The organism is Paenibacillus shunpengii, assembly GCF_042684905.1.
Lineage (GTDB): Bacteria > Bacillota > Bacilli > Paenibacillales > Paenibacillaceae > Paenibacillus > Paenibacillus shunpengii.
Map to the genome: position 1 here is coordinate 147,874 of NZ_JBHUMJ010000011.1, position 12,565 is coordinate 160,438.

The 12,565-nt window shown below is 47.4% G+C and carries 15 protein-coding genes and 1 riboswitch; all 15 genes read right to left on the bottom strand.

From position 1 onward, the window contains the following. Nucleotides 1-281: 281 nt before the first annotated feature. Entirely contained in the window at nt 282-1,796 is a 1,515-nt protein-coding gene (gene atpA, locus ACFSVM_RS22640; RefSeq protein WP_076314493.1) for a F0F1 ATP synthase subunit alpha, read from the bottom strand. A gap of 19 nt (nt 1,797-1,815) precedes the next feature. Continuing rightward, entirely contained in the window at nt 1,816-2,358 is a 543-nt protein-coding gene (locus ACFSVM_RS22645) for a F0F1 ATP synthase subunit delta (protein WP_076314492.1), read from the bottom strand. Beyond that, entirely contained in the window at nt 2,355-2,843 is a 489-nt protein-coding gene (atpF, locus tag ACFSVM_RS22650) for a F0F1 ATP synthase subunit B (protein ID WP_379264732.1), read from the bottom strand. The genes ACFSVM_RS22645 and atpF overlap by 4 nt, the downstream gene beginning before the upstream one ends. A 91-nt stretch (nt 2,844-2,934) precedes the next feature. Continuing rightward, the gene (atpE, locus tag ACFSVM_RS22655) at nt 2,935-3,147 is read right to left on the bottom strand and encodes a F0F1 ATP synthase subunit C (protein WP_076314490.1); all 213 of its coding nucleotides are present in this window, start codon (nt 3,145-3,147) and stop codon (nt 2,935-2,937) included. Between the two features lie 101 nt (nt 3,148-3,248). Then, nucleotides 3,249-4,010 (bottom strand): F0F1 ATP synthase subunit A, encoded by a 762-nt coding sequence (atpB, locus tag ACFSVM_RS22660; protein ID WP_379264734.1) that lies wholly within the window; start codon nt 4,008-4,010, stop codon nt 3,249-3,251. A gap of 32 nt (nt 4,011-4,042) precedes the next feature. Next, entirely contained in the window at nt 4,043-4,420 is a 378-nt protein-coding gene (locus ACFSVM_RS22665) for an ATP synthase subunit I (RefSeq protein WP_076314488.1), read from the bottom strand. Beyond that, on the bottom strand, nt 4,413-4,700 hold the full coding sequence (locus ACFSVM_RS22670; protein WP_256209718.1) for an ATPase F0F1: 288 nt from the start codon (nt 4,698-4,700) through the stop codon (nt 4,413-4,415). The genes ACFSVM_RS22665 and ACFSVM_RS22670 overlap by 8 nt, the downstream gene beginning before the upstream one ends. A 219-nt stretch (nt 4,701-4,919) precedes the next feature. Next, nucleotides 4,920-6,074, bottom strand: coding sequence for a non-hydrolyzing UDP-N-acetylglucosamine 2-epimerase (gene wecB, locus ACFSVM_RS22675; protein WP_076314487.1), 1,155 nt, complete (start codon nt 6,072-6,074; stop codon nt 4,920-4,922). Between the two features lie 34 nt (nt 6,075-6,108). After that, nucleotides 6,109-6,738: a uracil phosphoribosyltransferase gene (gene upp, locus ACFSVM_RS22680; protein ID WP_090724685.1), complete on the bottom strand. Its 630-nt coding sequence runs from the start codon at nt 6,736-6,738 to the stop codon at nt 6,109-6,111. A gap of 239 nt (nt 6,739-6,977) precedes the next feature. Then, nucleotides 6,978-8,225 carry a serine hydroxymethyltransferase gene (gene glyA / locus ACFSVM_RS22685; RefSeq protein WP_379264737.1) on the bottom strand — a complete coding sequence of 416 codons (1,248 nt, stop codon included), beginning with the start codon at nt 8,223-8,225 and terminating at the stop codon, nt 6,978-6,980. Nucleotides 8,226-8,267: 42 nt separating this feature from the next. Then, nucleotides 8,268-8,864, bottom strand: coding sequence for a TIGR01440 family protein (locus ACFSVM_RS22690; protein WP_076314484.1), 597 nt, complete (start codon nt 8,862-8,864; stop codon nt 8,268-8,270). 195 nt (nt 8,865-9,059) lie between these two features. After that, nucleotides 9,060-9,142: riboswitch (ZMP/ZTP riboswitch) on the bottom strand. A 71-nt stretch (nt 9,143-9,213) separates the two neighbouring features. Continuing rightward, a complete protein-coding gene (locus ACFSVM_RS22695) occupies nt 9,214-9,786 on the bottom strand; it encodes a low molecular weight protein arginine phosphatase (RefSeq protein WP_076314483.1) in 573 nt (190 codons plus the stop codon). Between the two features lie 114 nt (nt 9,787-9,900). After that, nucleotides 9,901-10,461 carry a manganese efflux pump MntP gene (locus tag ACFSVM_RS22700; protein ID WP_047912405.1) on the bottom strand — a complete coding sequence of 187 codons (561 nt, stop codon included), beginning with the start codon at nt 10,459-10,461 and terminating at the stop codon, nt 9,901-9,903. 79 nt (nt 10,462-10,540) lie between these two features. Beyond that, on the bottom strand, nt 10,541-11,713 hold the full coding sequence (locus ACFSVM_RS22705; RefSeq protein ID WP_379264740.1) for an L-threonylcarbamoyladenylate synthase: 1,173 nt from the start codon (nt 11,711-11,713) through the stop codon (nt 10,541-10,543). A gap of 143 nt (nt 11,714-11,856) precedes the next feature. Next, the gene (gene spoIIR, locus ACFSVM_RS22710; RefSeq protein WP_076314482.1) at nt 11,857-12,525 is read right to left on the bottom strand and encodes a stage II sporulation protein R; all 669 of its coding nucleotides are present in this window, start codon (nt 12,523-12,525) and stop codon (nt 11,857-11,859) included. Nucleotides 12,526-12,565: the final 40 nt, after the last annotated feature.

The window sequence follows — 12,565 nt, forward strand, 5'->3', positions numbered from 1 at the left end:
AGTTTTGACGTAGTCAAAACTAGCATCGTAAGCATAAACCTTAAAGTTTTGACGGAGTCAAAACTAGCATCGTAAGCATTAACTTAGTTTTGACGGAGTCAAAACTAACTTCGTAAGCGTAAACTTGGTTTTAACGTAGTCAATGACTGAGTCAATTCCAATCCGTTCACATTCAAATATATATACCATTATGCAAGAGAGGCTGCGGCGTACGTTAGTCGCGCAGCCTATTTGCACAAAGGTTATAAGCTCATTCAACTCGCTGGAAGCACTTAATCTACTTAAGCAGATGTAGAAAAGCTCTTTCTGAAGGTCTCGATTGAATCCTTCAATGCAGCTTCGTTGTCAGCTGTAATTTCTTTAGTTGTACGAATCGATTCCAGGACTTCTGGCTTGTTGCTCACCATGAAGCTGTGGAATTCCTTCTCGAAGCGAGTTACATCGCCAACTGGAATTTCATCCAGGTAGCCTTTCGTCGCTGCGTACAAGCTGATGACTTGCAGCTCAACTGCGAGCGGCTTGTGTACATCCTGTTTCAAAATTTCCATCATACGCGCACCACGGTTCAAACGAGCCTGCGTGGATTTATCAAGGTCAGAACCGAACTGGGAGAACGCTTGAAGCTCACGATATTGAGCCAGGTCTAGACGCAGGGATCCTGCTACCTTCTTCATGGCTTTGATCTGAGCGGAACCACCGACACGGGATACCGAGATACCTACGTTGATCGCTGGACGTTGACCCGCGTTAAACAAGTCTGCCTCCAGGAAGATCTGACCGTCTGTAATCGAGATTACGTTTGTAGGAATATAAGCAGATACGTCAGAAGCTTGTGTTTCAATGAATGGAAGAGCGGTTAATGAACCACCGCCAAGCTCGTCGTTCAGCTTCGCTGCACGCTCCAGCAAACGGGAGTGCAGATAGAAGACGTCACCCGGATATGCTTCACGGCCCGGAGGACGACGAAGCAGCAAGGACAGCTCACGGTATGCAGATGCTTGTTTAGTCAAATCATCATACACTACGAGAACGTGCTCACCTTTGTACATGAAGTACTCACCAATCGCACAACCTGCATATGGAGCGATGTACAAGAGCGGTGAAGGCTCAGATGCAGATGCAGTTACGACAGTTGTATACTCCATTGCACCGTTGCGGCGCAGTGTTTCAACAACCTGTGCAACGGTGGACTGCTTCTGTCCGATCGCTACATAGATACATTTCATTCCATTGCCTTTTTGGTTCAGGATGGCATCAATTGCAATCGCCGTTTTACCTGTTTGACGGTCACCGATGATGAGCTCACGTTGACCGCGGCCGATTGGAACCATCGCATCAATTGCCTTAATCCCTGTTTGCATTGGCTCGTGAACGGATTTACGTGCCATAACGCCTGGAGCTTTATTCTCAACTGGACGGAACTGATTCGTTTCAATCGGTCCTTTGCCGTCGACAGGCTCTCCAAGTGCATTAACAACACGGCCGATCATTGCTTCACCAACAGGAACCTGCATAATTTGACCTGTACGCTTCACTTGATCGCCTTCACGGATATCCGTGTAAGGTCCCAAGATAACGATACCTACGTTGCTTTCTTCTACGTTCAGTGCAAGACCCAGTACGCCAGTTGAGAATTCAACGAGCTCACCGGACATTACGTTCTCGAGTCCATATACGCGGGCGATACCGTCCCCGACTTCGATTACAGAACCAACCTCGCTAACTTCGATATCAGTTTTGTATTGTTCGATCTGATTTTTAATTAAAGTACTGATTTCCTCAGGTCTGATACTCAAGTGTCCTCACCCCTCACAACTATACTCGTCTATTAAAAGACTGTTCTATCCGTTTTAATTGACCTGCGAGACTTCCATCATAAACCGTATCGCCGATGACGACCTTCAGTCCGCCGATCAAACTCTTATCGACAATATTTTCAATGCGGATCTGTTTATTGATACGATCTCCAAACTCTTTCGACACCGCTTGCTTTTCTTCTTCACTCAGCTCATAAGCAGAGTACACACGAGCATTCACCATACCCAGAGATGAGGCTTCAAGATCAAGATAGCTGTCTACAACAGCATCCAGCACCTCAATCCGTCCCCGCTCAATGAGCAGCTTGATTGTGTTGAGAACCGGCTCTGATACTTTCTCTTTCAGGGCGTCCAGAACACTCAGCTTCGTTGAAATACTCACATTCGGAGAAGATATAAATTTCAAAACGTCGCGATCTCCCGTAATGGAGCTTGCAACCGCGCGAAGTTCGGCTTCCACTTCCAGGACGGACTGTTTCTCGATCGCCACATCATACAATGCTTTGGCATATCGTTTAGCAACTACCGTATCCTGACTCATGGTCTGCCTCCTACTTCATTCAGATACTTCTCAACCAGTTCTTCTTGAGCTTTATCCTGCTTAACTTCCTTATCAAGAATCTTGGATGCGATTTGTACAGAAACTGTACCAAGCTCGTTCCGCAAGGAAGCAACTGCTTTGTTTTTCTCACTTTCAATTTCACGTACAGCTTCATCTTTCATGCGTTCAGTCTGCTGCTTCGCTTCAATCAGCAGCGCCTCAGCCTGACTTGCGCTTGTCTTGCGAGATTGCTCAATGATTCCCTGTGCTTCTTGACGTGCTTCTTGCAAAGCCGCCTTTTGCTCTTCAACATATTGAATCGCTTGCTCACGGGTTTGCTTTGCATCTTCCATTTGCTTCGCTACCAATTCACGACGCTGCTCCATAATCCCAAACAGCTTATTGAAAGCAAATTTAGATAGCAGGAAGTAAAGAATTAGAAATGCAACGATCGTAATTGCGATATTTTCCCATAAGATACTCACTCACGTCACTCCTTTCCGTTCAATCCATTATCGTAACAAAACGAAGGCGCGGATGGCATCGCCCTCCCCGCCAAACCGTCTAAATGTGATATTAAGAAAACATGATCAAGAACGCGATAACTGTAGCTGCCAAAGGAATAACCTCTACGATACCAACACCGATAAACATTGTCGTTTGCAATTGACCGCGAGCTTCTGGCTGACGAGCGATAGATTCTACCGTTCTGCTGACAATCATACCGTTACCAAGACCTGCACCAAGTGCACCCAAACCTACTGCAACAGCTGCTGCTAAAAATTCCATTTTAAATTTCCTCCTCGAAATATATATACATTTTTTTGTTAAAAACTGTTTAATATAATAATCTTCTAGCGAGTAAACTCGCATAAGAAGTTACCACCTTGCTAGTGTTCCTCATGAATCGTTGTCTGTGCAATGTATACCATTGACAGAATGGTAAAGATAAAGGCCTGAAGTGCACCTACGAATATACTGAAGCCTTGCCACGCCATCATGGCCGGGATTCCCAACCATCCGATTCTCAAAATGGTGGAGATCAGGATCTCCCCTGCAAAGATGTTTGCAAACAAACGAATTGCAAGCGCGATCGGCTTCGCCAGGTTCTCAATAATGTTAAGCGGAAGGAAAACCGGGAACGGCTCGATGTAGTGCTTCAGGTAATGCTTGCGGTTGTGTTTCAAACCTAAATAATTCATTAGAATAAAGATGACGATCGCAAGACCTGCAGTCACAGAAATGTCAGCCGTAGGTGATTTCCACCATAGGATGTGCGCATGATGATCTTCCGTCAACCCCCTGGTCGCCTCAATGACGAATGGACCCACATTGGATTCATGATGATGCTCAGAGATAACAGAGAATGGCAACCCCAGCAAGTTAGCGACGAAGATGAACAGAATCAAAGTCAGGCCAAGATTGATATAAGCCTTCCCTTTGCTGAGCGGCATGGCGCTTGCAATAAGATTCTGAACAAACTCGACAACCCACTCCATGAAGTTCTGAACCTTCCCAGGATTCTCAACTGATAGATTGCGAGTTGCCAGTCGGGCGAGTATGAACACAATGAGCACCGTCACTGTGAGCATAATTACAGCGGAAAGGTCAATGTTCAATCCTCCGAGCTTAATTATCGGTGAGTCATGCATAGTGATTTATTCACCCCTTTCCAAAAGTATTTTCATTTGCCGGCTCTGGCGTTCAAGATAATACTGACCGGAATAGCCAGAACCTGAACTAAGAAAAGCCCAATTATAGTGAAGCTCATGGATACCTGCTCAAACCGCACTGCAAACATGATCGCCAAAAGAGTAATGCACATTCGTGACAAAAAACCGAAGTTGACTCTTTTGCCTCCGGGCGTTGCGGCGCTTTCCGACACCTGGTTGATTTTCACCGATAAATATCGAAAATTGAATAATCCTGCAGCTAATCCAATGGTAAGTCCAAGAAACACCGGACGATGTTCGGGCATAAGCACCCAAGCGAACAGCGATACTGACAAGAGTACAAATGCCAATCTTGTCACAGCATTCACGATGGAAGACAAACTAATCATTTTGTGCCCCCAAAAACTTCTTAATAAACATAGCTATATTCAGAACCCCCAGCACGAGCCCGGCCATACAACCAATCGCGATTATATATGCCTCTCCGTCTATGAGATTCATCAGCCACCTGCCTGCAAAGAATCCAATGGTTATGTACGTAGCCAGCAGGATGCCGGAACCACCGATTGCAAGAGCAATTAACCACGGTTTATCTTGGTTCATCGTAGACACAACCCATCCCTTAGAAAGCGCTGTATATGGAAAATGAGTCAAAATCTCGTTCTTCACGAATACTCCGTAAAAACGATGAATTATGCATCTGGCCTGTCCAATCCCAATTATCTTACTGAATGGGTAAACTGTTTGTCAATCGGTCGATTCCTTGCTCCAGCTATGAAAAAGGCCTTGAAAAACAGTGAAAAAATCTCACAATATCTCTCAAAGCCACGTAAACCGTACAGTTTGACTGTATGCTGTACTGTTCACTTCATCACATAATAAAAATAATTATTTTTCGAACTTTCTGTGAAATTGCTCAGGGCGCTCTTCTTTTTTGCCAAAATGGTGCAAAATCGCACTGACAATCCGTTCAGAAGCACGTCCGTCACCGAATGGATTCGCTGCTTCGCTCATTGATGCGTACAGCTCCGAGTCGGTCAATAATGCCTTCGTTCTGGAATATACTTGCTCCTCGTTCGTACCGACAAGCTCCAGTGTTCCCGCTTCAACCCCCTCAGGTCTCTCCGTTGTATCACGAAGCACAAGAACAGGTACTCCATAGGACGGCGCTTCCTCCTGCATACCGCCTGAATCCGTTAGAATCAGATGCGTATGCGGATAAATATTGTGGAAATCCACAACGTCCAGCGGATCAATGAGCTTGATGCGCGGGTGTCCTCCCAGAATTTCGTATGCCGGCTCTTTCACTGCAGGACTCAGATGCACAGGGTAAACGATGGCTACATCCTCAAACTCATCTGCAATGCGCTTGACGGCTCTGAATATGTTACGATGAGGCTCGCCTTGGGATTCACGGCGGTGAGCCGTCATTAGAATCAGACGCTTCCCTTCTGCAAATTCAAGCACCGGATGCGTGTAATCATCCCGTACCGTATATTGAAACACATCCGTGACCGTATTGCCTGTGACGTATACACTTGACTCCGGCTTATTTTCTCGCAGGAGATTGTTCGCAGACATATCTGTTGGTGCAAAATGCAAGTCAGCAAGCACACCTGTCAGCTGTCGGTTCATCTCCTCAGGGAATGGTGACAGCTTGTTCCACGTACGAAGCCCTGCTTCCACATGTCCAACCTTGATCTGCTGCAAAAATGCCGCATAGCTGGCAAGGAATGTGGTCAAGGTATCTCCATGAACCAGCACAATGTCCGGTTTGGCTTCCTGGAGTACCGGTTCAAGTCCTTGAAGGACTCTTACCGTAATTTCGTTCAGTGTCTGACGATCCTTCATGACATCCAGATCATAATCCGGTGTAATGTTGAATACTTCCAGCACTTGATCCAGCATCTGACGATGCTGGGCTGTGACACATACAATTGATTCGATTTCATCCGGATGACGTTCCAGCTCCAAAATAAGCGGCGCCATCTTGATCGCTTCCGGGCGGACTCCGAAAACCGTCATTACTTTAATCTTCGACATTCGCGTTCGAGCCCCTTTGTATCAGATTGATTTGTTATTTCGTACCGTACAAGCGGTCTCCTGCATCACCAAGACCAGGAATAATATAACCGTGGTCATCCAGACCTTCATCAAGTGCAGCCACATAAATGTCCACATCTGGATGCGCATCCTGAACCGCTTTGACACCTTCTGGTGCAGCCACCAGGTTCATCATCTTAATCTGAGTGCAGCCGCGCTTCTTGAGCACATCAATCGCCGCAATCGCAGAGCCGCCAGTCGCCAGCATCGGATCGATCACAATGAGCTCGCGCTCTGTTACATCCGTAGGCAGCTTCGTATAGTACTCCACAGGCTGCAAAGTCTCAGGGTCGCGGAACAGTCCAACATGGCCTACTTTGGCCGCAGGAATCAATTTCACGACGCCATCCAGCATACCAAGCCCGGCGCGCAGAATCGGGATAAGTCCCAGCATACGTCCTGAGATGACCTTGCCCTCTGTCTCGGCTACAGGTGTCTGTACAGTTATCGTTTCGAGCGGAATATCGCGTGTTATTTCGTATGCCATTAAAGTTGCCACTTCATCTACGAGTTCACGAAAATCCTTAGTGTTCGTGCGCATGTCACGAATAATCGTCAATTTGTGTTGAATCAACGGGTGATCACATACCACCAATTTTCCCATTGCTTGTCCCTCCGGTAGGTTCTTCATTCATCATCAACAGCCCAATCTATGCAATGATAGACAGGCAAGTCGATAAATCCTGTATATTATATCATTCCCTATCCTTAAAATGCACCTTCATCTGGCTGTATCCTTCGAACAATATAAAAAAGACCGGACCACTACGACAGCGGTCCGGTCTGTTGTTCAAGAAAATAGCCGAAACAGCTAATTCTTAGTATAGGAAAATTTGTTTCATTTTAGTACTTTAGCTCCGGATAAAGCGGGAATTTGTCAGTTAATGCAGTTACTTGTCGTTTCACTTCTTCCAGCACCGTAGCGTCTTGAGCGTTCTTCAGCGTTTTGGCGATAATTTTACCGATCTCAACCATCGCTTCTTCGTCCATACCGCGGGAAGTTGCTGCAGGCGTACCAATCCGAATACCGCTCGTAACAAACGGGCTTGTAGGATCAAACGGGATCGCATTTTTGTTGACAGTGATACCGATCGAATCCAGCACATGCTCGGCATCTTTACCTGTAATGTTGATATTACGGGTATCAATCAGCATCAAGTGGTTGTCCGTTCCGCCGGAAACGATATTCAGACCTTCGGCAATCAGAGTTTCCGCAAGAACTTGAGCATTTTTGACTACATTTTGTGCATAGGTTTTGAAAGAAGGCTGAAGAGCTTCACCCAGAGCAACCGCTTTGGCAGCAATAACATGCATCAAAGGTCCGCCCTGGCTTCCTGGGAATACAGCCTTGTCAATCGCAGCAGCCCATGGCTTGCGCGTAAGGATCATACCACCGCGTGGTCCGCGAAGTGTCTTATGCGTTGTTGTCGTTACAAAATGAGCATGAGGCACTGGATTTGGATGCAGACCTGCCGCCACGAGACCTGCAATATGGGCCATATCCACCATGAACAATGCGCCTACATCATTAGCAATGCTCGCAAGTGCTTCAAAATCAATGGTGCGCGGATATGCACTTGCGCCTGCTACGATCAGACGAGGACGATGCTTAAACGCCGCTTTGCGAACCTCATTGTAATCGATGCGGAATGTATCTTCCTGAACACCATAAGCAACAAAGTTATAGAGAAGACCCGATGCATTCACCGGGCTGCCATGTGTTAAATGACCACCATGTGCAAGGTTCATCCCGAGCACAGTGTCTCCCGGTTTGAGCGCAGCAAGATATACAGCCATATTCGCCTGTGCACCGGAGTGCGGCTGAACGTTGACATGCTCTGCACCAAACAATTCTTTGGCACGCTCACGAGCGATATCTTCAACCACGTCAACATGTTCGCATCCGCCATAGTAACGTTTGCCAGGGTAGCCCTCAGCATATTTATTTGTAAGTACGGAGCCCATCGCTTCGATAACTGCTTCGGAGACGATATTCTCAGAGGCGATCAGCTCGATATTGTTTTGCTGACGCTTTAATTCCAATCCCATCGCATTGAGTACTGCCGGGTCTGCTTTGCGCAATTGATCCATAACTTGAATTCCTCCCATATGATAGCTGTTTTAATTAAATTCTCAATCACAAGTTGAAGTGTTGCCGATTACATCAAGCTGGTACACCGCACGCTCTCCGCCAATAAGCTTCGGCCTCGACAATGCGGTAGTCACCCGTGCTTCCCCAATATAACGCCTTGCTGTACGGTAAGGAACAGCAACTCTCCTCAAATGCATGCCGATGAGTGTCTCACCGATATCCATGCCCGCATGCGCTTCAATCGTTTCGGCAAGACAGGGTTCTTGCAGAGATCGATAAGCTGCGGCGGCCATGGAGCCTCCTGCCTTCGGAACCGGTACGGCTGCTACCTCCGTAAGTCCAAGCCTCTCAAGCAGCGAACGCTCCAGAACCAATGCTCGGTTCAAATGCTCGCAGCACTGCACAGCAACCTCAAAACCGTAAGCATTCTTCACTTCATTTATACCTTGAAGCAATGCTTGTGCAATCTCTGAGGCTCCAGCTGTCCCAATGCGCTTGCCTGCTACCTCGCTTGTACTGGTGCCAATGACGACGACTTTACCTGGACCAAGCTTTCCTTCAATCGCAAGCTCTTCCAGCACCTCAGCTGTCTGTGCCGTAATTTGGTCCAATTCCGGGTGACTGCTGTTCTGTTCCATAGCCTAATGAACCCTCCCCTTCCGTTTGTGACTTCAAAACGATCGCAAGAAAGAGTTGTTCACTCATGAGAATCGTCTAATTCGCCCTATTTTGCGATCTGCCAAGATCATTTGAGTCTTATTATACCGAAAAATATGACGAAATACGAAAAAAGAGCAGTCTCCCACACAAGTATACCTTGCGTGCAAGAAATGCTCTTTTGCCCAGGCGACCGGCCGTTATCTCCGATGCTCCATCGTGGTTTAATCCACACTTGTCGCCAGTTACACCGGAATCTCATTTATCTTCTTCATCATAGAACATCAGATGTTAGAAATCAACTATTTCTAGAGTGCTGCACCAAAAAAATCAGCTGAGCTTATCCAGTACACGCTCAACCGCAGAACGGATCTCCGCTGCCGTCACATCATAATCTTCTCTGCTGCCCCCAAAAGGGTCTGAAATATCAAAGCTTGGAATTCGCTGCTGGATTTCGATAATACGCTGACGATCCGAGTCCAGCACTTCCTGTCCAAGCGCACGCTTCATTTGCCATTCTGCATACAATCGATCCCGTTCCTTAAGATCAGCCAGGACTTTCGGATCATCTTCTGCATATTCCTTCAGCGTGTAGATCTTATCAGCACACTCAGGATAGTGATGAATGACTTGCTGCTTATGTGAACCCGTTAGGGTTAATATAAGATCTGCCCATTGGACTAGATCGCGATTGACCGAGGATGAAGTTATGACATCCTGAATATCGTGATCCCTGAGCACAGCAGCTGCATGACGAGAGATGGTACTTCCATCTATCGCAGACACTCCTGCGGATCGAACTTCGACATCAATACCTCTTGAAGCAGCAGCTTTGCGAAACAGACCCTCTGCCATCGGGCTGCGGCATGTATTGCCTGTACATACGAATAGAATATTCTTCATATTGTCACCTCCGTCGTCTGTATAACTGGATGAAATCCATTGTCATTAAGTTCCCTATGAGATGAATTCTATTGTATGACGCTTCGTCTCAATATGCAAAAGAGAAAAATCGAGCTAGAAGATGAACAGCATGCCAAAAGCCAGCAATATGGCCCCTCCTACAGCTTCTCCGTATTCTCCGAGATTACGGCTCACTCTTCTGCCTATTAATAAACCGACCATCGACATCACGAAACCACAGATGCCGAAGGCGATAACGGTCAGCCATAAATCACTCTTGAACATACCGAGGGTTACACCAACGGAGAAGGAATCAATACTGACACTAACCGCAAATATCATCGTCCCGGCAAACGTCCGGTGGTCCATGAAGTTGGACTCCCCAGGTCTCAAGGCGTTAAATATCATATGTGCACCGAGTGCAAGAAGCAAGCCTCCTGCTACATATGAAGTAATCTGACCCAGAAAGGAGCTGACATACTGTCCTGTGTAGAAACCAATCAAAGGCATAAGAATATGAAACAGCGATATCAACAAGCTCAGCCGAAGCACATGCAGAAGCCGAATCCCCTTCATGCCTATTCCGATACCCAGCGAAAATGCATCCATTCCTAGAGCAACAGCCATAATCATAATTGTGATAAGATGGCCGAGTTCAGCAGGTGCGACCAGCATTCATTCATACCCCCATGTTCACTATAAGTCTTGTACACGATATGCGGACAAGAAGTAAAACATGACAAGTATGAGGTTCTTACGTCACATGGATGATCTGATGTCCGGCTGCTTTTAACAGACGATTCATAATCGCTGCACCAAGCCCCGTGGAAGGGCATGCCTCAGCCAGAATATAGGATGCGCCCATCTCATCACAGCTTCGGAGTGCGGCATATAGCAGATGAGCTCCCTCTGCCAGCCGGTCCATACTGCCCAGCGAGAACAAACCATCTGCCTGATACTGACCGATATGCTCACTGAAGGCTAGAACCGCAGTTACTTCCCCGCGTCCCTTGGCTTCGTGAAGCCTGCTGGAGATATAATCCGTTACTTTAGAAGCATCTCCATCGACTATACAGAGTGCACCTTTGGGGGCATAATGCGTGTATTTCATACCTGGTGAACGGGGTGCAACCAAGCTCTCATTGTGATCCGCAGCAAGACCCGGGTCCACGCGAACCTCGGAAGCAACCGTCCTCAGCTGTTCTGCCGTAATTCCACCAGGACGCAGAATCGTTACTGTTCCATCCGCATCTGCTTGCACGACCGTTGATTCCACCCCAACACCGGTAGCCCCGCCGTCCACAATCCCGGCAATGCGTCCATCCAGATCAACCTGAACATGCTCCGCGAGTGTAGGACTGGGTCTTCCTGAGCGATTCGCACTTGGAGCAGCAACAGGGCAGTCCGCCAAGGCCAGGAGCTGCAGAGCCACAGGATGGTCCGGCATACGAACGCCAACCGTGTCGAGGCCCGCAGTTACCCGTGCTGACAAGACTCCTGGCTTAAGCGGTAGAATAATCGTAAGCGGTCCCGGCCAAAAAGCATTCATCAGCGCTTCCGATATTTCATTGATTTCACTTACAAATTCGACTAGCTGCTCCCGATTCGCAATATGCACGATTAACGGATTGTCTGAAGGTCTCCCTTTGGCTTCAAACACCGCTTCCACCGCTGACGTATTTCTCGCATCCGCACCCAGCCCGTACACTGTCTCTGTAGGAAACGCAACAATGGAACCGTCCCGAAGGAGCTGAGCAGCTTCTTCCAGATGTTCCATCGCTTGTATCGTATGCTGTTCCTGCCAGCCATTCTGTACACTGCTGTTCTGCGGCGACACCTGCCAATAAGAGGTCTCCATTCCCGCGTCTCCTCCACTAGCTTTGATAACAGGCTGTTCCTTATCTGTTCTATTTGAATTGTTTGTCATTTGTAATCATCCAGCCTCATCTTGTATTCGTAAATGTTTATAGTATAGCATAGTTGTTGAGTTTTCGATGAGATGGCCATGCCATTATTCGATTCCGGTGAACGGCACCCGCCTCACACTTTTCCCTCGTTAACTACGATCTGCTAAGCAAACATGCTGTCTGCCCAGTCCCATATTTTAACCAATAAATCCCATAAGAAAAATCGGACTTCAGGCTCAGAAGTGCCCTCTGCAGCAGCTACCTCTGTGGTTTGTTCATTTCCATTCGCCGAATTCCCTGTATCCGCTGTATCCTTATCCGCGAGATCTCCGTTACTGCCACCTACAAAGCATAGAGGAGGGAATAACACGCACCACCAATTCTGACCTTCGCCTTTACCGAGCGTAATTCGAACCGCTTCATAATCGCCTGCCGGATAGATCAGCTTGCCGTACATCTTTGTCGGAAAAGGGACGACCGCCAGCTCTACATTATACTCATAATCCAGTCCGCGTGCAGCGAGCTCCTCGCCTACCAATTCTTTAAGCTGAGGAATATGCGTTTGAACCATCGTTCTTGCCTGATTCAGACTATTCGGGTTGTCGAGCTCAGGGACCCACTCATTCATCTGCATGACGACAGCGTCCCGAATCTCTCTTTTGACGAGCTGGTCACCCGGCATATCTGAGTTAGCCAGTATACGCAGCCGGATGGACTCCTGCGGAATAAGAGTTTGATGAAGCGCAGCATCCATCTTTTGACCTTCCCAGCTCATCATGACAATCATCATTACCACCACGATCATTAGAAACTGCTTCATACTCTTCCGCATACCCGTCTCCCCCTTAGGCCATGTTCTTCATGTCTATCAG